Here is a 23,934-nt window from a genome sequence, read left to right as displayed (position 1 = left end):
TTTTAAACACCTCTTTTTATACCGATAAATAAAAAAATATAATATAATGGCAATAGCAACATGCAATATTTCATTTGAGGTACATTATACCTCTTCCGTTCCTATAACGGGTGCCGTCGCGTCCTACAAAATAAAGGATTCGGCAGATCCATATACGGTGTTCAATATCACTCCGGTGCCGTCTAATGGGGGTTTGGTAATTCTTCCTGCAATTATAAAATCCGGGGAATACGAACTGGTAGTAGAGTTAACAGCTTCAGGAGTTGTTACCAGAAAAGTAAGTTCTTTTAAAATTGGTAATTGTGGAACGTCCGTCTGCGAAACACCGGCTATAAAAAATGTAGAGGTACGAGAAAACGGGCAGATTGTAATGGATTACATGGTGGATGATACAAATCTTGATACACCGGAATATCAGATAGCAACAGATCCGGACTTTAATGATGTTATTCACTTCAGAGTAGATTTTGATTACACTCCGCTTGAAAATGTTTATATGGATGGCGGAAATATTCCTGAAAATACATCTCTTTATATGAGGGCCAGAAAACATTGCTTATCTCCAGCCGGAATTTCAGACTGGTCTAATGTATTTCAGTTTGAATCCAAAAGATGGATCGTTAAAAAAGCACCTTATACTTTTGCGGATGCTTTCTGTGTTTCGGCGAAATTTAAAGATCCCACCAATAGCAATGAGTCCGGCGCAAGTATTTGCTGGAGCGAAGGCGTTTTGAAGAAGACAATCAGTCTTACAACACCTTTTCCGCAGGAAGGAAGCTATATTTACCTGAGCGATGGTATTACACCGGCAATCCCGGCGAACCTGGGTAGCTTTGATACGGGTGTAGCCAGCAGTGGCTTTAAAGACAGGGGGATCAGATGGGTGAGGTTCGGAAGTTATAACGGAAGTAAAATTTATAATGTAGACCCTTCCAGTGGCTTGATAACCAGTATTTCAACGTCATATAATTGTGCAACCTGATAAGAAGCATGATCTGAGTATGTCTTAATAAAATCCTCCGTTTGTGAGGATTTTATTAAGTCAGATCTCTTTATCTTCTGTTATTCTTACGTCTTGTACTGATGATGTTGAACAGTTTGGCAACATCCTGAAGATGGATTTCGAAGTCATCGTAATATTCATTAAGAGAGTGCAGGGTAATAATGCCTTTTTCAACATCATGGTTAATGATTCGTTTTACCAGGATGCCTTTTTCTTTATGAACAATTACAAAATCCCATTTATCATAATGCAGCTTACTCATCCAGTAATCTTGTCTTATACTCCTGCATAAAATGATATCACCTTCCAGGTAGCTTTCGTAGGATCCGTCGTCCATACTGTCTCCTCTTACTTCAAAACACATGTACTCACCGCGGTGCTCAACATCGTCGGTAAAAGGAATTGTAGGGAGACTTTCTATATATTCTTCGTCAGCAAATCTGCTGAGATATCCTGCTTGTGCATATTGATTGGCCAGAGGGACATTCATTATCTTCAGGTCTGAAAAAGCAAGCGGCGAGGCACTGTCTTCATTTTGTTTTTTCTCTTGGTTCAACAGGAGATTGGTAATGAAATAAGCCGTGGTTTCAGGTATTTTCCGTTCGCCTTTTTCCCAGTATTGTACGGCTCTGGTGCCGACTCCTATGGATTTTGCGATCTCGGCCTGCTTCATATTAAGCTTTTTCCTGATTTCTTTGAATTCTAAATAGTTCATTTTGATGTGTTTATGGTCATTGTGTAAAGAAATTACGAAAAATATTCATAATTATTTTTTTAAAAGCGAACATTGTTCGTATATTTGTTTCACAGTTAAGATGGAACACTGCAAATATACAAAATTATATTGATGATTTAATTTTTATTTGAAGTTTAGAAACTTTATTTGAATTAAATATCTATTTATAATCAATGGTTTAAATGCTTTTTCTGTACTTAAGGACTTTAAAAAATTAGATTTCCTCTTTTTGTTTTGTCTGGCGCTTAAACGAACAAAAAAAATATTTCTGGTTTTTATAAATGTAAAAATTGCGCTTTTTGTACTTGTTTTAATGAGTTTGATGCGTGTTGTGGTGTATGATGGTGAATAAAATGCGGTTGTTTTTTATTCATTGCAGAAATGAAACTGCTTTCCTAAGTATTTCCTTATTGCCAATAATAAAAAAGCAAGCCGAAATATAAATATTGTAACTGTTAACATATAAAATATCGATTAATTGTAGTTATCAGTAAGGATTGTTGCACATGCTAATACACATTGTAGACAAACTTATCATCTTAAGATATAATGTTGCGCTCTTTAAAACGAATTACTGGTCGGTAAACGAAGTGGCTCGCCTATAAAACATTGATTTGATAGCAGCAACGGAAAATACGATAGGTAATATTTAGCAGAAAGGCTGGATGCTGTTATGAAGATTAAGAATGGCGGATCTGCTTTTCTAAAAATCAAAAACAATAATGTAATGAACATCTTTCAAAGGCTTGAAACAAGTCTTTAGGGTTTCTTATGGTCTTATTTAAACAATAAATAAGAAAGCTGAGGTGTCTTTTTAAAAAAAACTTTTAACATAAAAACTTTAACCAAACATGAAACGTAGCAAAGAATTAGTAGAAAAAAGAAAAGATTTTGTCATTGATTATGTAAAGCGTAATCAGGATAAACAGATGAAGGTAATTGTAACCGAACTTACAGAGATGCTTTTTTTATCCGAAAGAACAATATACAATATCATTCTTCAGGCATAGATCTGCATCCGGTCTTATTCATATTTCTTTTAAAAACTGATAATAACCATGAATTTAATCTGCATTATAATCTTATAATGTAGAACAGGACTACATAACTCAAATAACGACCCGAAACCATACTCATAAAAAGGGTTGTCCTAAAGTCTTTCATAAATTCATCTTACAGGTAATTACTAAGGTAAAAAGGTTTTTGCTTTTAGTTCTGTTGTTTAAGCTAATGATGAGCTTGAGGCAGGAACCTTGTGCCCTTAGAAGAATTATTACTAATTAAAAAAGTGTTCAATTTAAAACTTCAGTAACCATGAAAAAGAGAAGAAAAAAAATAAAGAAAAACCGAGAAATAAACAAAAATCCAAGAAAAAACATTGATGATATTATCGATGAATTAGCCTATATGGACGAAAACAAAAACATGCAGAAAAGCAAAAGGTTTTTGGATGATATGTACATCCTCGACCTGGAATAAATGATGCATCTGACCGTGCGTCAAAATCAAAATTTGAATCAATATATATATATTAAGAGAAAAGATGAATTTAGATAGTATAAAAGCCCTTTTAATCGGAACTGCCATTGCATTTTCAGGCGGATTATTAAGGGTCTTAATTTCAATACAGAATAAAGAAAAAAAAAAGCCGTGGGAACACCTGATTACCTTGATGATCGTTATTATCGTAGGGTTTACCATGAGTTATCTTATGAACAGGGCCGAACTGCACGACAAATGGTATTCGACAGGGATATTATTTGTACTGGGTTACGGTTATGATAAATTCTTAAAGATGATCACCACTAATCTGCCAAACTGGATCGAAAAAGCAGTAAACCTTTTTATTGAAACCCGATACGGCATCAGAGCAGAAAAGCAAATTGATCAAAAGGAAGAACCTGCAATAGGATTTCCTGAAGATCAGGTGAAAAAGTAAATATGAACTGCAGGCCTTTAGGTGAAATCAATCAAAGCAATTGAGTACTTAAAAATACATTACTGCAACTACAGAATTCATCGTACGAAAAACAAGGTATTCTGACAGAAAAATATGATTTTTGAACCATAAAATTTAAAAGCTCAGATAACAGGAAAAAACTTGGAGTGGCTCAATCATTACCTGTTTCTCATACATAGCCGGACGCCACTTCTGATTACTTGCATTCTTTAAAAATCACCCGCTTCGGGTCCGATTTTCACATTCAACAGGTATATAAAACGCAATTATTTCAATTGCGTTTTGTATGTCTTTTTTACATCCAATTATGAAATTAAAAACTAAGTCATGAAAGCACCAAAACCTGTAGAAACAGTCAAAAAAGCCCATCATAACCCAAATATAAAACCAAAACCGAAAAATCCGCTGGCAAAATTTTTTTCCGGAATGAAAGCTGCTGCGATGCAGTCTCAAAAATCCGTAGACACTGCCGGTAAGCAAGGATTGACAAAAGCAGATAAAAACCCGGTTGCTTCAAATGGCAAAGTAACGCCCGTTCACGGTTCGCAAACCATTTACGACCAAGGTTCGGAGGTGATGTACGGAAAGCTTCGGGAAAGTTTACAACAAACCGGAAATATCAGTCATCCGGAAACGAAGGATGTGGAAAAAGGATATATGACTACCCTGAATGTCAGTCAGGTACAGGAATACCATCAGCTTAAATCCGGAAATTATACCCCAAAAAATTTGCAGGAGCAGGCTGTGGTTCATCAGATGCTTAAAAAATCTGAAAATAAAGTAAAAACAACAGAAGAAAAAGAACTTGTAAAAGCCGCTGATCCTACACCTAAGGTACCAAAACCTGTTGTAGATCAAAAGCCGAAGGAGAAGCCGGCTGAAATTAAAAAAACTCAGATTAAACCGGTTTTATCTGATGTCAATGCCAGCAGCTCAAAAAAGACCGCAGATAAAAGTGAAAATTTCCAATCTGAAAAAAGAAAAGGAAATGATGAGAAAAAATCCGACAATAAAAAATTAAATACAAAAACCAAAGGAGAAGAAGAAGCAAAAGTTGTTGTTCCTAATGATATTCAACCTGTTCTTATGCCAAGAATGGATAAAGCTGTTGACAGTGAGCAGGCTGAAGTAGAGCCGGATGCACAAACTACCGTTAATATTCTTGGTCTTGTTGCTGCAGCTCAGGAATTCAGAGATCAGGGAGTTGAAGCAAGGAACCAGGTGAAATCGCAGAATGAGGCAGCAAAAGGATTAAAAAATAAAATCAGGGAGGTTGAAAAAACAATTCATCAGTCAGACGATGATCTGCAAAAATCGGAAGACGGCATTCAGACAAAGGAAACTTTAGTGAATCAACTGGAAAGAGGACTGGAAACTTCCGTGAAAAGGCAGCAGAAAGTAGAGCAGGAAGTTGGAACTTACCAGGAAGAGTATCATAAGAATAAATCAAAATCAACAGATTTGCATAAAGAAGCAACTGATTTACTCGGCGGATCGCAGAAACATCAGGATCCGGAAAATGATGATTCCGGAAAGCTTACTCAAAAATTAAGAGAGCTCAACAGCAACGCTGCTACAATAGATCAGGCAGTTTCACAGTCGGGAAATACTGTTCAGAAATTAACTCAGGAAGCCCAGCAGGCTAAAGCTAAAAATACGGCAATACGCAAGGAAGCCTTATCTTCAAAAGAATCTATACGGAAATCAAAAGCAAAACTCGCGGCAGATACCAAACAGAATAATGAGGCTAAAAAACAGCTGGCAAAACTTAACCCAAAACTAAAGGCAGCTGAATCGGAAAGCAAAAAATTAGACAAAGAAGCTAGTGCTTTATTGCGTGATTCTTATAGTATTGAGCGTGATGTTATAAAAACCCAGAATGCGTACTATAAAAACATGGCTACCGTTGAGGGACGAAATAGCCTAACACAAAAAGAAAAAGATAAAATTCAGCAGGCTCCCAAAGAGCTTGATCCTTCAGAACGTTTATTGATTGATTTTTCGCAACTAAAAACACAGGATGATCAGGTCGCTTTTGTAAGAGGATTAAATCCAAATGAACAAAACCTTTTAAAAGAAAAATTTGAACAGGTAACAGCCAATTATGATCATGATCAGTCCGAACAGCAAAACTCCATCAGCGAGAATGTAGAAACTATCAGAAATAGCCAAATAGAAAACTTTAATAATAAGCGAAAAGATGCTTTACAGAAACCGTTAAATCTGGTAACCAAAAACCTGAACAGGATTACCGGTTTAAAAAGACTCTGGATGTCTATTACCATTGCTTTTTCCGGTATCTGGAATGATATTACTTCGATAACCTGGTCTGATGTGGGCAAACTCATCAACTCTATTATTAATCCTAAAGAGTGGTATCATACCATTTCAGGTTCAATACAGGGAATTTGGGATGATCTGACGAATTGGAAAGGATTCTCCCAGGATCCTGTAGGAATGATTCTTCAGAAAGCTGCAGGAATAGCCAATAAAGTACTCGCTATTGCAGGTGTAATTACCGGAATATTGGGTGTTTTAACATTAGCGGCAGCGGTAGGATCCATCTTCACTTTAGGTGGTTTGGCCCCGTTAGCGGCCTGGCTGGGAGGAGCAACCATAACGATGGGTACCATCACCTTCTGGATCGGAGCTATTGCACTGGGACTGAATGTACTCAACGGAATAAAAAATATTTACGATATCCATACGGCAAAAACAGCTGAAGTTTTATTTAAAAATTCCGGCGAGCTGAAAAGTGATATTACCAATTCAGGAATGGCTATTCTGGCAATAATCGGAGGGAAAGCCTCACAAAAAGGGGGCGCTTCTATAAAAGATCTGGCCAAAAGAAATCCGAAAACTTTTGGTAAACGGATGTTCATTAATGTAAAAAACGGTTTAAAAGCAAAAATTGTTTCTATCCCTCGCAAGATAACATCGGTTTTCAAAAAAGAAACCTGGATGAAATGGGCTCAGAATTTCAAAGCAGCTTATAAAAAAGCACAGGAATCAACTATTGCATATTTTAAAACAGAGAAAACTATCCCGGGTTCGCAAAAGAAAAATTTATCACAAAAAACAAAGCAATCTTATAATCCGGAACAACATGCTGAATTTATTGATACTCCCCGCAATTTGGGAGATCCTGTTTCACTTGTTCTAACGGATGAACAGATTATAAATTTCAAAAAAGCTTTAGAATCAGCTGATCCGAAAGTTTTAAATGAATTAAATAATCAACGTAAATTAACTAACTTTGCGAAGAGCTATAAAGATAATCCGATAACTTTTGCAGAAAGTGTAAGAAATTATGAAAGTTTCTTTGGAAAATACGGATGGTATACATACTGGGAAAGTTTACCTGATTTTAATAAATCATTAGCTACTATTGACTGGTTAAAAAGCGAAAAGAAATTATTACCCACAGGTGAAGCCACACGTCATGAACTAGCCACTTCTCACGCTTTTACTGTGGATGGAGGAATAGTAAACACGCCGGCACGTTTTAATCCTTCTTTTTGGGGTGAATATAATAAGCGGATTTATAAAGATTTAAAAATCGCATTGGATAAGCTGCGAAAAGTCCCGGAACGAAATATGGAGGGAAAAACAGTATATAGTGGACGTATGATGGATTTAAGTTATTTTGAATCGACCCTGAAACATGGAAAAGGTAAAGAAATAGCTTTTGAAGGCGGGATGGTATCTTCTTCATTGGATGACAAAATTGCAGAAGCTTTTATTGAAGAATCCGCCAAAAATGTAAAAGCAGGAGAAAAGGTGGGAATAATAAGAATAATAAAAACTCAGGAAGGTGTTTATATTGATGACTTGTCGGACTGGGGTAAAAACCTTGGATCTACAAGACATAGTGATAAACCAAAAATAATGATACAGGAAGAAGTGTTGATGAATGAAGGATATTTCCGTCAAATTACAGATCCAAAATATACAAAAACAATTAATGGTATAAAATATTACGAAATAGAATTCAAAGAATTAGTTAAACCTTTAAAATAAAATATATGATTTTCGCTATAGATGACTTTGCATACATTAAAAATGAACTATCTGAATTCAAATTAAAATTACTATTAAACATCGAAGATTTAAATAATCCCATTTTTGATGAAGTATTTAATAGTCTAAAACCTCATCAGCAAGAACAATATCTCGCTTACAAAACCTCTGAAGAAGCCCAAAAGTACCAGAAAGAAAGAAAGGAAATGCTGCCTTATATTGACTTTAATAATTTACCCGAAGTCTTAGATGATGCTTTAATACAAAAAGTAATGCTTTATCAAAAAGACGGGGAAGTAGAAAGGGCTATATTTGATGCCTTATCGGAAGAACATAAAACCCAGATAAGTAAGCTTAAATGGAAAGTGAGAGACGAAAGGGAATCCCAAAGAAGAGCATCCTTAACTGAAGAGGAAAGAAAAAAAGAAGATGAGGGAACAATAGGATTTTACGACTCAAAAGAGTTTAACGGTAATTTATTTGAGCCTGCTACCGTATATGAGTATATATTAAAATATGGCATAGATCCAAGAAACGGAAATCCTGAAACGGGAGAAAGTTTCCAAAAAAAATATACGTATAACTCTAAGGGGGAAATTATTCCAAGAGAAAAAGAAGATGACTAGTCCTAAAAAATCAATACAGATTTATTAGACAAAAATAATTAATTAAACTACGATCTATTCACAGAACAACTAAGACATATTTAAAGGTCTGGATTTTATAATCCGGACCTTACTTTTATATTCAATAAAACAATGGATATTAGATTTTCTACAGAATAAGTCCTTTAAAACGCAATAGCGTCCTGCTTCATTCATCCCGCTTCAAGCCTCAAAGCATTTCCTTACTTACTGCAACTACAGAATCCATCGCTCAAAAAACAGGGTATTCTCATCAAAAAATAAGATTTTTGAACCAGAGAATTTAAAACTCGAAAAAACACAGGAGACAAAAAAACGGAGTGGCTTTATCATTACCTGTTTCTCATTACAAAAGCAAAATGCCATTTCCGATTACTTAAATTCTTAAAAAATCACCCGCCCCGGAGCTGATTTTTCACATTCAACAGGTATATAAAACGCAATTCATTTCAATTGCGTTTTGTATGTCTTTTACCCATCAACTATGAATAAAAAAACTAAGTCATGAAAGCAGCAAAACCTGTAGAAGTAGACAACAAAGCCCACCAGAACCAAAATAAAAAGCAAAAGCAGAAAGATCCGGTGGTTCTGCCTCAGTCAGAGGTAGAGATGACTACGATACAAACCCAAAAATCTGGTAATCAAGTCAGCAATCCAGGATCCGCCACATCAGATGATAGCAAGGTGAGCCTCAATGGTGCACCGGCGGCCGTTCACGGTTCGCAAAATATTTATGATCAGGGCTCAAAGATCTCTTACGGCAGATTTCAGGAAAATTTACAGAAGACCGGCGATATCAACCATCCCAAAACCAAGGAGATGGAAAAAGACTATATGGCCACCCTGAATGTTAACCAGATAGAAGATTATCAAAATCTTAAATCCGGCAACTATACTCCAAAAACCTTACAGGAGCAGGCTAAAGTGTATCAGGAAGGCAAAAAAGTTGAGGAAGGAAAAACAACAAATACGGAAACAGCTGCTAAACCTGAGCATAAGGCAGAAGGGGAACCTGCAGCCGGGACTAAAGATAAAGCGGAAGAGCAAAGCGTAGAAGCAGCACCTTCTCCAAATGCCCAAAACAATCCCGAATTTACACAGTTAAGCGGTAAAATAGCCGCAACAGCACATTCTCAAAAAAGCCATGAACCCGCACAAAAAGCAAGCGATGCAGCACAGGCCGCTGCTCCTTCACCTGCAAACGAACGCGAAAGTATGGCGCAGGCAGGCAAAGTAGATCATATGGATGCGCAAAAACCCGGAACATTCAGCAAAGATGATTTTAAAGCTTTATTAAAGAAGAAAATTGAAGGAATCAGACTTCCTAAAGATGAAGCTGAAGCTGATGATTTCGAAAACAACAACAACATACAGCAGGTCAATAAAAATGCAGTTGCCGATGTTAAGAATGAAAAAAATGCAGCAACCAATGATATTGCTTCAGCTACCGCGGCAAAACCTAACATTGGGGCACAACCTGTTCGCTCCGTTGCCAAAATGCCAACACCTAATACCGGAAAAGCTCCTAATGTTCCGAATGCCGCAAAAGCAATGCCTAATAAAAGAGATGCTGCAAGCGTGGAAAAGCCTCTTCAGGAAGAAACCAATACCATTGACAGCGAAATGAAAACCCATGGAGTAACGGATAAAATGCTCGCCAACTCCAACGAGCCTTCATTTACGGAAGCCTTAGACGAAAAAAATAAGGCAAAAACAGAAAGTACTGCCGCCACACAGAAATTCAGGAAAACAGAAAATACCGAACTCTCTAAAACCCGGCAACAGGCACAATCACAGGCTGTTCAACATATTGGCGGAATGCATAATGCACGCAAAGGCGGATTGAATCATGCGCACGGCGAACAAAAGAATACCGCAACCAAAGACAGCCAGAAACGAAAAGAAATAGCCGATCATATCAATAGTATCTACAACAGCTCTAAAACAGAAGTTGATGGTATTTTAAACAATCTTGATAAAAAAGTTGCAGAGATGTTCGACTACGGTAGCAAGATTGCCAAAAAAGCATTTGAAGATCATGTAGATAAGGGAATGAAAGAATACAAAAAGAAGCGTTACGGTGATGCTTATGCCAAATACGGAGCTTTAGCGACTGCCGGATTATGGCTGTGGGATAAAGCAACCGGACTTCCCGATGAGGTCAATAAATATTTTGTAAGTGGTAAAGCACTATATATTGAAACCATGGATCAGCATATTGATAAAATTGCAACCCATGTTACCGATCAGCTTAATGCTGCTAAAGCGAAAATTGCCAAAGGTAAAAAAGACGTACAGACGTATGTCAACAGCTTATCGCCAAGCCTGCGTAAAATAGGGAAAGAGGCCATTGCTGAAATTCAGAATAAATTCAATGCGCTGGAAGAAAGTGTGAACAGTAAAAAAGATGCACTCATCGATGTATTAGCTAAAAAATATGCCGAAAACGTAGCAAGTATTGATTCCAGAATTGAAGAATTGAAAGCCCAAAACAGCGGTTTCATAAACAAAGCGCTCAACGCTTTGAGCGGTGTATTTGCCATTATTATTGAAATTAAAAACACCCTTACCAATTTATTATCCGGTATTGCAGATGTTGTCATGGCGATTATAGCAGATCCGATAGGCTTCTTTAAAAATCTTATTGCAGGCGTCGGGCAGGGATTTGCCAATTTCGGGGCCAATATCTGGACGCATCTTAAAACCGGCTTCTTCACCTGGCTCACCGGCGCAACAAAAGGCATCGACCTTACCATGCCGGAAGATATATTTTCTCTTAAAGGAATTTTCTCAATCACCACACAGGTGCTTGGTTTGACCTGGAACGGAATCAGAGCCATCGGTGCAAGAGTGATCGGAGAGCCGGTCATGAAAGTTCTGGAAACCAGTTTTGAAATGGTGCAGATCGTCCGTAAAGAAGGTGTTGCCGGGCTCTGGGAACATCTTAAAGACCAGTTTGCCGACCTGAAAGCCACGATCATGGATACCATTATGGATATGATCCAGACCCAGGTAATCCAGGCGGGAATAAAATGGATTATGGGCTTGCTGACTCCGGTAGGAGCATTTATAAAAGCTGCCATGGCGATTATTGATGTGGTGAAATTCTTCATCCAGCGTGCCGCACAGATTATGGAGCTGATTAAGGCCTTCATCGACAGCGTGGCAGCCATTGCCAGCGGAAACGTAGGTGCCGTGGCTAAATCCATAGAAAATGCTTTGGGTAAAGCGGTTCCTGTTTTAATTGGCTTTTTGGCTTCATTACTGGGAATTGGCGGATTGGCTGATAAGGTTTTGGGCGTAATTCGCAAAATCAGACAGCGTATTGAAAATGCCATTGTGAAGTTCTGGACTTTTGTGAAAGGGAAGGCAGGTAAGCTGTTGAGTAAGATTGGGGTTAGTAATAAGGATAAGAAAGGCAAAGCTAAAAATGAGAAAGAAACCCGTACGCAGGAAGAAATGAAAAAAGACTTGCATAAAGGGATTACGGAAGGGACAAAACTCCTGAAAGACAAAAGCCTCGACAAAAAGCAAATTCAAAAACAATTAGATGTATTGGAAGAAACCTATGAATTGAAGGAGCTTAAGATTGTTACAACCAAAGTAGATAAAGAAGGAAAAGAAACTTCTCACATTGAAGGAGAAGTAAACCCGAAAGAAAAAGGATCTGATGTTGAAAGAGATGATGAGAATAAAGATTTAAAATATAGCATACAACAAATTGCTTTTGTAAAAAATGAAGAAGTAAATTTAGAAGAAGGCAAATATCCGGAAAGTGCAAGAAAACAAATGCAAAACTTTATTGCACATGTGCCAGAACTGAAGAAGGGAGAGAAAATTCAATTAAGAAAAGAGATGGTATCTGGTTCAACAGCTATTCGTAAGTGGGATATTGCACAAGGTGCTATATATTCTCCGTTTGTAGAAGAATATCATGAAGCTATACAAGATATGCGCAACCAATTACAAGGACAAGAATTTATTATAACTACAGAGACAGGAGGTTCATTTTTGGGAGATGCTGTAGCGAAAGGCACTACTATAAAAAATGAAAAGATTCAAAAAATGCCAAAAGATATGGCAACAGGTAAAGATCATCGTACTCAACAACCGGAAGATATAGTGAAATACGTAAAAAATGCAATGAAAGGAAAAGAAAATCAAGCCATTACATTTACTATTGTAGAACCCGTACTTTCAGGTAGTTCTGTAGGGTCAATAATAAAAAAATCCATAGGAGAGTTATTAACTACATATCCTAATGTTAACTTTAAATTTGTAACCATGCAGGAAACTTTAGGATTTAATGAGGATACTGCACATAAAAAAATAGAAGCAAGTAAAGAAAAAATGAGAAGAGCCTTTAAAATTACGGGAGCAGAAGCTAACAGGGTACAAGTGCATTATGCACGAACTACTTATGTATTAGGGGAGGATGTGCCAAAACATACAAGTTACGATAGTAAAGATCCTGTAATTGTGTTTAATGCTACTGATGAAGTAATAACTGTATATCAAATAAAACCATCCGGTAATACTACCACCAGAGACATTGTAATTGCCATAGGCAATGGGGAATTTAAAGGTAAACTCAAAAATGTTTTATAGTAATATAGTATATTTGGATTAACAATTTAAACAAAATAATAATATGGCAACAGGAATAATACAAATAGATTTACAAAATCCTAAATCTGGATCTTATTATGACGAAATAAAAGAATTGGTTGATAAATATTCGTTAGGGGATCATTCTTTAGAAACTATTAATGCATTGATTTTAGAGCTTATAGATGATGAACTTATGTTTTATACGGAAGAAGATTTTTCTTATTCGGGATTATCTAAGACTATGTATAATATTGTTTCTCAAGATACCTTTATTGAACTGCAAAAAAACAACATTTTGCCATCTGTGTTAAACTATTCTTTAACAATGTATGGTAATTTTAAATACAAGGATAAAAAATTTACTCATCCGGAAGGAAAGGATAATTATTTGGATACAAATGTACCGTGTATGGTTTATTTTGAGAAAAATATAGTTACATTTTTTATTTTAGATGAATATGGAGATGTAGGAATAATTTGACCAAAAAATTGATATTAGGATTAGAAAAGATCACATCTTAAAAAAGAAAGTTCAAGATAAATTGACTTGCCTACGCATGTTTAATAATTTACTATAAAAGCGAAATTTCCGGCTGGAAATTTCGCTTTTTTATTTCGGGAAATTCGTCTTATATTGGTATTGATAAAAATGAAAAATAAACCAATCACCAGATAAAATTATCCATCATGAAAAAAATACTATTCTTTTTTTTACTTGTGTTAAATATTTCCATTATAAGCGCTCAAACCATAGAATCCGAAAGCCACAATACGGCAGGATATATTAAAAGCGACGGTACTATTGAAGACAGAAGCCATGCGACCGTTGGATACATTAAAAATGACGGCACTGTTGAAAACAAAAGCCATGGAACTATTGGTTATATTAAAAGTGATGGAACCATCGAAAACAAAAGTCATTCTACCGTAGGATACGTTAAAAAAGACGGAACGATAGAAAACAGAAGCCATGTTACCATAGGTTATATCAAAGACGACGGAACGGTAGAAAACAGAAGCCACATAACGATCGGCTATGCAAAAGGGGTAAAAAAAGAATGGGCAGCAGTCGTTTTTTTCTTTTTTAATCTTGATTAGCAGAAGATAATTTTTTAACAATTACCTGAAATAAAAGGCTTGGATTTAATCTGAGCCTTTGTTGTTTTGATCTGAAGCGAGATCTAAGTTTGGACTGAAGTTATAGACAGTCCAAATTATAACTTTCTGCATCTGCATCCCTTCCTGTTTTACCTCATTACGCTACTTCCTGCAACTACAGAATCCATACAGCATAAAACTTTCAGCAGAACAAAAAAAACTTGAATTTTGAATTTCAAATCATAAGCAGTAAAGAATACTAAAATACATGGAAACAAACGAAATAACCACCAGAGAAAAATTAAAAACCTACTTTGAAACCGGTAAATATCCAACTGAAAGTCAGTTTGCAGAATGGATCGATTCTTACTGGCATAAAGAAGATATAACTTCACAGGAAACTCTGGGAACCGTTGTAAACAGGGACAATCAGATGCCGGAGCAGGGAATTAAATTCGTACAAAGTAAATCAACACCCTCCACTAAAATTGAACTAAGAATCAATAAAACAACATGGTCGCAATGGTTTGGAAACATGAATCCCGATCATACGGGAATTTACAACAGTTCTTTTGGTTTCGGAGCGTTACAGAATGTTACCACAGGAGATGGAAATGTGGCATTTGGAAGTCACGCATTATGGCAACTCACAACCGGTATCAGAAACACGGTGGTTGGATCAAGCTCAATGATTGCTTTGAAAGAAGGATACTGGAATGTTGTTGTAGGACAGGCCGCATTATATTATTTTGCTACAGGCCATAATAACACAGCAGTAGGCAGAGTGGCTATGTGCAATTTTATAGGAGGATACGGCAATACGGCTTTAGGAAGCCATTCCGGGTTTGTTGATGGCGGAGCGATGCATACCCAGGAATATAATTTTAATACTTTTTTAGGATTCAGATCCGGATATACCACAGACCTTCCCAATAATCTGAAAGGGAATAATAATGTTACCATTGGTGCTAATGCTCCCATTGGCGGTAATACCAGTAATAAATTGGTCATCCACTCCTCAGAAACCGTCCTCAACCACAATGTTACACTTCCTCTGATAGGCGGAGATTTTGTGAAAAGAACGTTGGATTTTGATTCTTCATTAAAAGTTCATCGTCTTCCAAAAGCAGATTCCGGATTTACGCAGAACGTCGTTGCAAAATCTGACGGTACATTTGGAATTGAAGATAAAATAAATGGAAATCACTATTTTAAAGAAATGTTTACCGGGAGCTATCTTCAGATTGATAATGAATATAAAAAACCTCTTTACAGATGCGTGATGATGGAAAATATTTCAGAGGCAGAAATTGAAAAATCAATAGAATTATCATCATTAAATATAGATCACATTTTCGTAAACGGTACAGCAAGAATAGGCTCTTACAGCTATCATATCGCAAATGCCGAAAATTTATCGGTTAAATTCTTTCATGACGATGCTTACCTTAATTTTAGACAAATGAATGGGCAAAAAGCAGACTGGTCACTTCACATTATTCTTGAATACACAAAAACCAACGACATTCCATTATCGTTATAAACATCAGACCTGAGAAAGAACAAGTCACTGCAACTACAGAACCTACACCGCAAAAAGCTTTTATAAAAACAAAAAAAATATGAATTTTGACCTGTAAATCAAAAGCAGCACAGAATACTAAAAATACATGGAAACAAACGAAATAACCACCAGAGAAAAATTAAAAACCTATTTTGAAACAGGTAAATATCCCACAGAGGGTCAGTTTGCGGAATTGATTGATTTTTTTAGCCTTAAAGATGATATCGTTTCGAATAAAGAACTGGTTACGCTCGCCAACAACCTGGCTGCTCTTGATAATGGATATATTCTTTACAATACCAGTAATATTGAAAATGAGAAGTTTGCGATTGTTGTACATTCAAAAGAAGGCGAAGACCAAATTTTTACAATCGGCAAAACCGAAAACAAAGAACAAAAACGATATTTCCAGGGCAGCGCTCCTTACACAGTCAGGACAAAAGACTTTCTGGTAAACCAATTAGAAGGGCACAGATATTACTACCTGAATACCCAGATCGATGATGGCGCTACAATGAGCAGGCTTTTCGGAAATAATCTGCCTCCTATTCCCGGGGATTTTGAAATGGGAACAGTAGAAAATAAAAAAATTTCTGTAAGAATAAGTAATGAGGATTTTGATCGTAAAATAAGTAATTTACATACACATCTTACTTTTGTTAATAAAACCGAAATACTTATTGAATACGCTTTATACGGAAATTACTGGTCTAATAGGTATATTTCCGAAGATATGGTTACAGATCATTACGACCTTGGAGACTTTCTGGCTTGTTTTTACAGAGCGGATCTCACCGAAGTTAGTAAAGCCATAGAATGCAGGATTTATGATGCAGATAATGATACTCTTTTAATGAAAGCCTCTTTGATACCAGGACAGAAAAATATCAATGTCTCTGCAGGAGGTGCTCTGGCAGGCATAAGAAATGCCAGAATCGAATGCCAATATGAAAGCTAAATAAAAGCTTCTGCAACTACTGAACAGATAAAGTAAAAAGCTTTATAATAGGAAAAAAAGAAAGAGCTTTGTATTTTCAGAATAACTAATAGGTCATTCACTTTTAAAAAATAAGAGTTACTGCAGCTACAGACAAGACAGGGCAAAAAGCTTTTATAATAAGAAAATAAGTATCAACTTTGCAGTGTCAATAAAAATAAAGCAGTCGCTTATGCAGAACAAGAGTTACTGCAGCTACAAAAGAGACAAGGCGAAAAACTTGTCTGATAAAAAGAAAAATTGCAATTTTGAAATTCAATTCTCAGGCAATACAAGCCTTCCAATTAATATAAAAAATTATTTGGATATCGCAGAATCAGCGAAATGTAAGCAATTACAAAATCAATAATAAAAATAATCCTCAATCGGGTAAGATCCTCAATCGCAGGAAACCTTTTGCTCTCGAAATATCGGAATTTTCTGTTGTTTATATCAGAATCTCGCCGGGAAGTAAAATGACAGAAACGATCATAGAATCTGTTGTTTTTTTCAGGAGTAGATTGATTTCTTTAAAAAGTAGGAACTCCGTTTACGGTGGAACTTTCATAAACAGCTGCCCCGGCAGTTGGGTAAGATTCAGAAATTTGGGCTACTTTCCGGTTGGGGGTTATTTCTAATACATAAATACATTTTAAGATAATTCAGACAAAAAACTTCAATGCTGAAACATACTTTTAAAAGGGAATCATCAGCTGAAATGGCATCATACGAAGGACATAAGATAAAAACATTAAGATATTATGGAAGAAATAAATAAATTCACCCAAAGAGAAGAGCTGAAAACCTATTTTGAAACGGGTAAATATCCAACACAGGGTCAGTTTGGCAGGTTTATAGATAATTATGTCCATCTGAATGAGTTTAATTTCGGAATCGAAGTAAAACCGGCAGGAGAGTATGAGACAAAAAAATATCATTTTTATGTGGCCAAGGATCTCAAAAATTCACACAGAGGGCACATCACCCTTGAAGATACGGGCAATCCGCCGCAGGATATAGACGGGTACAATCATGTTTTATCAAGGGGTTTCGGCTACAGATACCTAAACGTGAAATTATCAGGCGAATTGGATATTGATAAACACAAGCCGAAAATCATCATCCAACGTTATAAACAGAAAAAAAGGCTCTACAGTGGTTATTTAAAGCCACCCGGATTTTACAAGGAATGTAATGAAGATGCAAAAACCTGGGGCAGGCAGTCGGAATATCCTGTAACATCAAACGAGATGAAACTTGATATTAATCCTGTAAACTATTTCAGACCTGGAGCAGACTACAAGGAGTTTTATCCGGCAGGTACTTTCAACAGACCCGGTTCATTCAGATATTCCGTGCATCACAGAAAACCCTATTCTCTGATCCAGATGCTTTTGGAGATTGAGGTAAACGGAACAAAATTCAGATCAAATCCTGTCACGATCAAAATCCTTTTGGGGCGTGATGAGAAGGACCTGATTAATTACATTATAAATTAATAATAAAAAAGATAGCCTCAATTGGGTAAGATTCTCCTTTCTTGGAAACCTTTTACTTTTGAAATACCGGAATTTTCCGATGCACATCAGAATCTTGCCGGGATGTAAAATAACAGGTTGCAAAATCTCTTGTTTTCTTTCAGAAGTAAGATTGATTCTTTAAAAAGTAGGAACTCCTTTGGATGAGAAGCTTTTATAAAAACAGTTGCTGCGGCAGTTGCGTAAGATTCTCTAATGTGAGCTGCTTTCCGGTTGAGGCTCCTTTTTTACAACCATTGTTATTCTCATTGAAAATACAATAAATTCAGAATATAAATAGGTTGAAAACAACCACATCAAAACATTATTAAAACATTGCAGATTGATGAAAAAATTATTAAAAAAAGATAAAATATAAAAACAATGACCATGAAAACTGAGTATTACAACAATTATTCAGACTCATTTGTGAGCAGCTTTAAGGCTGAGGTTTGTTAACACAGATCAGAGAATAAAATGCAGCATCAGAGATGTAAATGCATGATATTTTAACAACCCGAGTAAGATGCTCCCTGACAGGAACCCTTTTTACCCTGAAATATTGGAATTTTTTGAATAAATCAGAATCTTATCCATAATGCAAAATGAAGATTATCATATCTGTTATTTTCTTTCCGGGGCAGGTAATAATATCCGTGAAACGGAAATTGATTATCAAAAAGTAGGAATTCCGGTATGAGAAGACTTTCAAAAAAACTGTTAATGCAGTTATGGTAAGACTTTCCTTTATGAGTTACAGTATTTAATATTACTGATGGTCATTTTTTTTCAACATTTTTAAAATCAAAAAGCTTTAACGATTGCATAAGGCAAATTTATTTGAAAGATAAACAGGTAATGGTTTTGATTTCAAAAATAAAAGACTAAAAACCAATGGAGGCAGAACAGATACAGAAACTATTTACGCATTTGGAAGAGGTGATAACCTGGCGTATCAACAATTCTTCAGAAGATTTTATGGGAGCGCCGGGATTCATATCCGATGACCATACAGGTTTTCCATTAGGAAACTATATTTCAGAGAAAAAATTTGCGCATCAGGAAGTTATCATTCTTTTAATGGCTTTATTGCCAAGATTAGATCCCGCACTTCTGAAGCGTATTTACCTGGATTTTCCCAACAGCCCGCTGTTTGATTTTTGTTCGGTTAATGATAATGGAAGACTCTTTTATCCTACGGTTCAGACGGTTCAGTATATTTTGGGCGGTCAGAATATTTCAGAAAGATTAACAGCTCTGGATTATTTTGCTTCAGATTCTATGTTGGTTAAAGATGAGATTATTACATTCTCCGGCTCAGGAAAGGAGTATGGAGCTGAAAATAGTCAGTTAAGTGTTCATCAGGAGGCTTTTAATATTATTATTTTCGGATCAGAATTATTGCCGAAAATGAGCAACGACTTCCCGGCAGAACAGATACACACCCACCGTTCCTGGACAGACCTTATCCTTCCTCAGAATACACTCGATGAAATTCAGAGTATTGAATCCTGGTACAACAGCAGCAGGATTCTTATGGAAGACTGGGACATGCAGAAAAAATTAAAACCCGGTTTCAGAGTGCTGTTTTACGGAGATCCGGGAACAGGGAAGACCCTGGCAGCAAGTCTTTTAGGAAAATATACAAAACGTCCCGTTTTCAGGGTGGATGTTTCTATGCTGGTTTCAAAATATATTGGCGAAACAGAAAAACAATTGGCAAAACTATTTGATAAGGCAGAAAATAAAAACTGGATCTTATTTTTTGATGAGGCTGATGCTATTTTCGGAAAAAGAACCAATGTGCGGGATGCCCATGATAAGTATGCCAATCAGGAAGTTTCTTATTTACTCCAGCGGATAGAAACATTTTCAGGGCTCATTATTCTGGCATCCAATTTTAAAAATAATATGGACAAAGCTTTTACAAGGCGTTTCCAGAGCTGCATAAAATTCAGTAATCCAAAGTACGAAGAACGCCTGCGTATCTGGAAGAATAATATACCCGAGCAGCTGAATATTGAGGGAGTTAAGCTGGAAGAAATTGCCGACCGGTATGAACTTACAGGGTCTAATATTATGAACATAATACAGGATGTAAGCTTAAAAACAATTGCATTAAGAGATCCTGATTATAAAGTAAGTCCCGATATGCTGCTGGAAAGCATCAGAAAAGAATATGTAAAAGAAGATAAAATTTTCACATAAAATCCCATCAGTTTAAACTCACGTCTGTTCGAGTGTTTTCGTAACGAAGTGAAGAAAATGTATCGAAAACACGGTGCAGCTTTGCTCTCCTGGTTTTAAACCAACCAATCAATCATACAATTAACTACTAAAAATAAAGCTGATGAAAGCAAAAATCCTGCTGCTGATGATATTCAGTGGCCTAATACTCGGCTGCTGCAGAAGCAAACAAAAAATTACAACCGTTTCAAAAGAAAATACCCGGGAAACTGAAACAGTGAAAGTTGATTCCCTGAATTTACAAAGTTCAGAAACAATTCAAAGCAACTCGAAAGACCTTGCAGTCAATGAAAAAATCAACGAAATATCCGGGGATTTTTCAATTACGGGGAAATCTGATGTCTCCAGCCCTTTTGTTTTCCACAATGTTGTCGGGAAAGATACTGTTCAGAGTATTTCCATTATGGGAAATGCAGAATATTCCATTCGCAATCATTATGCAAAAGCATCGAACGAAAAGACTGAAAATAAAAAAGAAGCATTCAATAATATTTCCCTGAAGGTAAATAAGAATGCTGTTTCCAAAGAAACTGAAAAAGAAACAGCATCGGTCGTTTCCCAGGAAACAAAAAGAATAAAAGTAACAGGCTTTGGAATTGCAGCATGGATTTTCATCACCGTTTTCGGAATTACTGTGATCCTATTGTTTTTCACCTATAAATATTTCAAAAGATGAAAACATCACAAAATGGAATCAATTTAATTTTATCATTTGAAGGTTTCAGTTCAAAACCTTATCTGGATTCGGCAGGAATCCCTACAATTGGCTATGGAAACACCTATTATCCGGGCGGTAAAAAAGTAACCATGAAAGATCCCGCCATCAGCAAAGAAAAAGGAACGGAATTGTTCGCATCCGTTTTACCGGCTTATGAAAAAATAGTCAGTAATAAAATTAAAACTGCGCTTACACAAAACCAGTTTGATGCGCTGGTATCCCATACCTACAATACGGGAGGATCTGATACCCTGTTTTCTTTAATCAATAAAGAAGCAAATCCGGAAACCATCAGAGACTGGTTTACATCAAGATATATTACCGCCGGAGGTAAAGTCCTGAACGGACTGATCAGGCGAAGAAAAGCGGAAGCCGAACTGTTTTTTTCGAAATAGGGACTGCGCTTTTCCGTCTTTGTATTCCTAAAAACGAATGAAAGAAAAGTTGAATTCAATGAGTTTATAATCACTTAAAATGAAATTAAAGCCAATGAAAAATGTAGATACGAATATAATCAAAAATAAAAAAAATGTGATCATAGAAGAACTCAAACTTAATTTTCGATAAACATGGCAGTACCATTAACAACAATATTCAGCTGGTTTGAAAAAGGTGATTCTCCTACAGAATATCAATTTAAACAAACCTTTTCTTCATTCCGTCATATAGATGAAAGAATCAGGATGGATGAAGTTACAGGTTTACAGGAAGCAGTTCAGAATATACTTCCTGTCACAATTTTCAACAATCACCTGGAAGATGAAAACGCACATACTTCAGTGCTTGCAAAGCTCAACGCATCCAACCTCACTGCTGCCGATATCAACGGATGGAAAGAAAAATTACAAATCAATTTAACTGCTACCATAGATGGTGACGAAAATACAGGAAATGTCTATACAAAAGTACAGACAGAACAAATTTTAAATATACTCCGCGAAAAGAATGATGATCTCCTTGAACGTATTCAGGAAATTACCGGTAAGCTTTCTTCCGATGATGTAAATCTTGATACACTTTACGAAATCGTACATTATATCAAAGAAAACAGGAGACAGATAGAATTGCTTAACGATCTTTTTTCAGGAGGCAGTTCGGATGATAAAGTCAGCCTTGTGGGAAGTTATTCAAACTGGGGAACTATTACTTATCAAAGCCAGTTTAACAGTTTAGTGTATGACAAAATCCGGCAAATCGAAAATAGCGGCTCCGAAAAAATCAGACATGAGGAGAAGGTGCAGAATGATTCCAGGATAAAACATGACCTTAATACATTGAGTTTTGCAATAGACGCATACGATACCGTTACCCTATTTTCAATACCAATTAAAGTAAGGAGGATTGATCCTAATACCATTGATGTACTGTTTGATTCAGTACCACCAAATATGATTCAGTTAACAATTAAAAAATTATAATTATGGATATTAAATATGCTTATTATCACAGTTCTGTCGGATACAAAATCGTAGGAAAAACAGACAACGACATCTTAACAGCCGGTGGCGGAACGCGCTCTATCAGCTCTTTCTGGCATGACGGAAATTTTACTCCGACTGACTATGTTCCGAAGACAAGAACGTTAACAATTAACGGAACAAGTTATGACCTTTCGGCAAACAGATCATTTACAACGCCGGATACGGTTACCCGTGTGAAAGGAGGTACATCCGGCTCTTTAGTATCCGGAGATATTACGCTTGCTGCGGGTGCCAATATGTCTATCAGTCAATCCGGAAATACCATTAAATTAGATTCCACGGATACAACTTATGCTGCAGGTAATGGTTTAACCCTTACAGGAACTACATTCTCTCTTCCGGTTACAACTTCAGGAACCGGGAACGTGGTTACGGGAATTACCCAGACCGCCAGCGGAATAACGGTTTCTTTGGGATCTGTACCTACAACAACGGATCTTGCCAATTACATCCCATTGTCACAAAAGGGTGCGGCAAACGGTGTTGCAGTGCTTGATGGTGCCGGGTTGGTTCCTGCTTCTCAGTTGCCTTCTTACGTAGATGATGTTCTGGAAGGATATTATAAAGTTGCCGACGGAAAGTTCTATAAGGAAGCGGCTTATACCAATCTCATTGCCGGCGAAACCGGTAAAATTTATGTGTCTCTTGATACCAACAAAACATACCGTTGGACGGGAACAACATTCGTTTATATTACTTCAGGAGCCGTAGATTCTGTAAATGGCTTAACAGGAGTTGTCGTTTTAAACAAATCTCATGTAGGCTTAAGCAACGCCGATAATACTGCGGATGCAGCGAAAAATGTTCTTTCTGCTACAAAATGGACTGCTGCAAGAACCATTACACTTTCTGGAGTTACCGCAACGGCACAAACGATTGACGGATCCGGAAACGTTGCCATTCCCGTTACTGCTGTTCCGGCAACATTGTTAACAGGGACTGCATCCATCAATACCAGCGGATCGGCAGCTAAATTAGCCACCCCAAGAACAATCGCCGCTTCTGGCGACGGAACGTGGAATGTTTCCTTCGATGGCTCGGCAAATGTTACTTCGGCATTAACATTGGCGCCTTCAGGGGTAACTGCAGGAACGTACAGCCGGGTTACCGTAAACGCGAAAGGTTTGGTTACTGACGGAAGCAATGTTTCAAAAACATACACTACGAATATTACAGGAACTTCAACTTTAGCTCACAACCTAAACACACTGAACGTTGAGATTACCATGCGTGATACGGTTACTTCTTACAAAGTTTACGGAAGAATAAAACCAATCGATACAACAAGTGTAGCAATAGAATTTGATTCTACACCTCCTAATCCAATTTCAGTAGTGGTAACTAACTTAGATTTATAGA

18 protein-coding genes are annotated in these 23,934 nt (G+C 36.6%); 17 read left to right on the top strand and 1 reads right to left on the bottom strand.

What is annotated here, in order from left to right; genetic code table 11:
- The first annotated feature begins 46 nt into the window (after positions 1 to 46).
- Positions 47 to 982 carry a hypothetical protein gene (locus U9K52_RS03935; protein ID WP_263602660.1) on the top strand — a complete coding sequence of 312 codons (936 nt, stop codon included), beginning with the start codon at positions 47 to 49 and terminating at the stop codon, positions 980 to 982.
- 70 nt (positions 983 to 1,052) lie between these two features.
- Here the strand turns inward: U9K52_RS03935 and U9K52_RS03930 are convergent, their stop codons facing one another.
- Entirely contained in the window at positions 1,053 to 1,718 is a 666-nt protein-coding gene (locus U9K52_RS03930) for a S24 family peptidase (protein ID WP_248394044.1), read from the bottom strand.
- A gap of 872 nt (positions 1,719 to 2,590) precedes the next feature.
- Here U9K52_RS03930 and U9K52_RS03925 point away from each other — a divergent pair.
- The 16 genes from U9K52_RS03925 to U9K52_RS03850 all read left to right on the top strand — a co-directional run bounded on the left by U9K52_RS03925 (position 2,591) and on the right by U9K52_RS03850 (position 23,933).
- Positions 2,591 to 2,749 (top strand): hypothetical protein, encoded by a 159-nt coding sequence (locus U9K52_RS03925; RefSeq protein ID WP_157456450.1) that lies wholly within the window; start codon positions 2,591 to 2,593, stop codon positions 2,747 to 2,749.
- Between the two features lie 304 nt (positions 2,750 to 3,053).
- Positions 3,054 to 3,218, top strand: coding sequence for a hypothetical protein (locus U9K52_RS03920; RefSeq protein WP_248394042.1), 165 nt, complete (start codon positions 3,054 to 3,056; stop codon positions 3,216 to 3,218).
- A gap of 64 nt (positions 3,219 to 3,282) precedes the next feature.
- A complete protein-coding gene (locus U9K52_RS03915) occupies positions 3,283 to 3,678 on the top strand; it encodes a hypothetical protein (protein ID WP_263602661.1) in 396 nt (131 codons plus the stop codon).
- Between the two features lie 348 nt (positions 3,679 to 4,026).
- Positions 4,027 to 7,719 (top strand): hypothetical protein, encoded by a 3,693-nt coding sequence (locus U9K52_RS03910; protein WP_322925498.1) that lies wholly within the window; start codon positions 4,027 to 4,029, stop codon positions 7,717 to 7,719.
- Between the two features lie 5 nt (positions 7,720 to 7,724).
- Positions 7,725 to 8,345, top strand: coding sequence for a hypothetical protein (locus U9K52_RS03905; protein WP_322925497.1), 621 nt, complete (start codon positions 7,725 to 7,727; stop codon positions 8,343 to 8,345).
- A 522-nt stretch (positions 8,346 to 8,867) separates the two neighbouring features.
- Positions 8,868 to 12,971, top strand: coding sequence for a hypothetical protein (locus tag U9K52_RS03900; RefSeq protein ID WP_322925496.1), 4,104 nt, complete (start codon positions 8,868 to 8,870; stop codon positions 12,969 to 12,971).
- Positions 12,972 to 13,014: 43 nt separating this feature from the next.
- Positions 13,015 to 13,455, top strand: a complete 441-nt coding sequence (locus U9K52_RS03895) for a hypothetical protein (RefSeq protein WP_263602666.1) — start codon at positions 13,015 to 13,017, stop codon at positions 13,453 to 13,455.
- Between the two features lie 206 nt (positions 13,456 to 13,661).
- Entirely contained in the window at positions 13,662 to 14,072 is a 411-nt protein-coding gene (locus U9K52_RS03890; RefSeq protein WP_263602667.1) for a 5-fold beta-flower protein, read from the top strand.
- 268 nt (positions 14,073 to 14,340) lie between these two features.
- On the top strand, positions 14,341 to 15,615 hold the full coding sequence (locus tag U9K52_RS03885; RefSeq protein ID WP_322925495.1) for a hypothetical protein: 1,275 nt from the start codon (positions 14,341 to 14,343) through the stop codon (positions 15,613 to 15,615).
- 127 nt (positions 15,616 to 15,742) lie between these two features.
- A complete protein-coding gene (locus U9K52_RS03880; protein WP_322925494.1) occupies positions 15,743 to 16,594 on the top strand; it encodes a hypothetical protein in 852 nt (283 codons plus the stop codon).
- 779 nt (positions 16,595 to 17,373) lie between these two features.
- Positions 17,374 to 18,111: a hypothetical protein gene (locus tag U9K52_RS03875; protein WP_263602670.1), complete on the top strand. Its 738-nt coding sequence runs from the start codon at positions 17,374 to 17,376 to the stop codon at positions 18,109 to 18,111.
- Positions 18,112 to 19,023: 912 nt separating this feature from the next.
- A complete protein-coding gene (locus U9K52_RS03870) occupies positions 19,024 to 20,337 on the top strand; it encodes an ATP-binding protein (RefSeq protein ID WP_322925493.1) in 1,314 nt (437 codons plus the stop codon).
- Positions 20,338 to 20,479: 142 nt separating this feature from the next.
- Complete coding sequence (locus U9K52_RS03865) at positions 20,480 to 21,052, top strand: hypothetical protein (protein ID WP_263602672.1); 573 nt, start codon at positions 20,480 to 20,482, stop codon at positions 21,050 to 21,052.
- Positions 21,049 to 21,489 (top strand): lysozyme, encoded by a 441-nt coding sequence (locus U9K52_RS03860; protein WP_322925492.1) that lies wholly within the window; start codon positions 21,049 to 21,051, stop codon positions 21,487 to 21,489. The genes U9K52_RS03865 and U9K52_RS03860 overlap by 4 nt, the downstream gene beginning before the upstream one ends.
- 174 nt (positions 21,490 to 21,663) lie before the next feature.
- Positions 21,664 to 22,512: a hypothetical protein gene (locus tag U9K52_RS03855; protein WP_322925491.1), complete on the top strand. Its 849-nt coding sequence runs from the start codon at positions 21,664 to 21,666 to the stop codon at positions 22,510 to 22,512.
- A gap of 2 nt (positions 22,513 to 22,514) precedes the next feature.
- Positions 22,515 to 23,933: a hypothetical protein gene (locus U9K52_RS03850; protein ID WP_248394021.1), complete on the top strand. Its 1,419-nt coding sequence runs from the start codon at positions 22,515 to 22,517 to the stop codon at positions 23,931 to 23,933.
- Position 23,934 lies beyond the last annotated feature (1 nt).

The organism is Chryseobacterium sp. MHB01, from assembly GCF_034651565.1.
GTDB lineage: Bacteria > Bacteroidota > Bacteroidia > Flavobacteriales > Weeksellaceae > Chryseobacterium > Chryseobacterium nepalense.
This window is presented reverse-complemented; position numbering and strand designations above follow the sequence as displayed.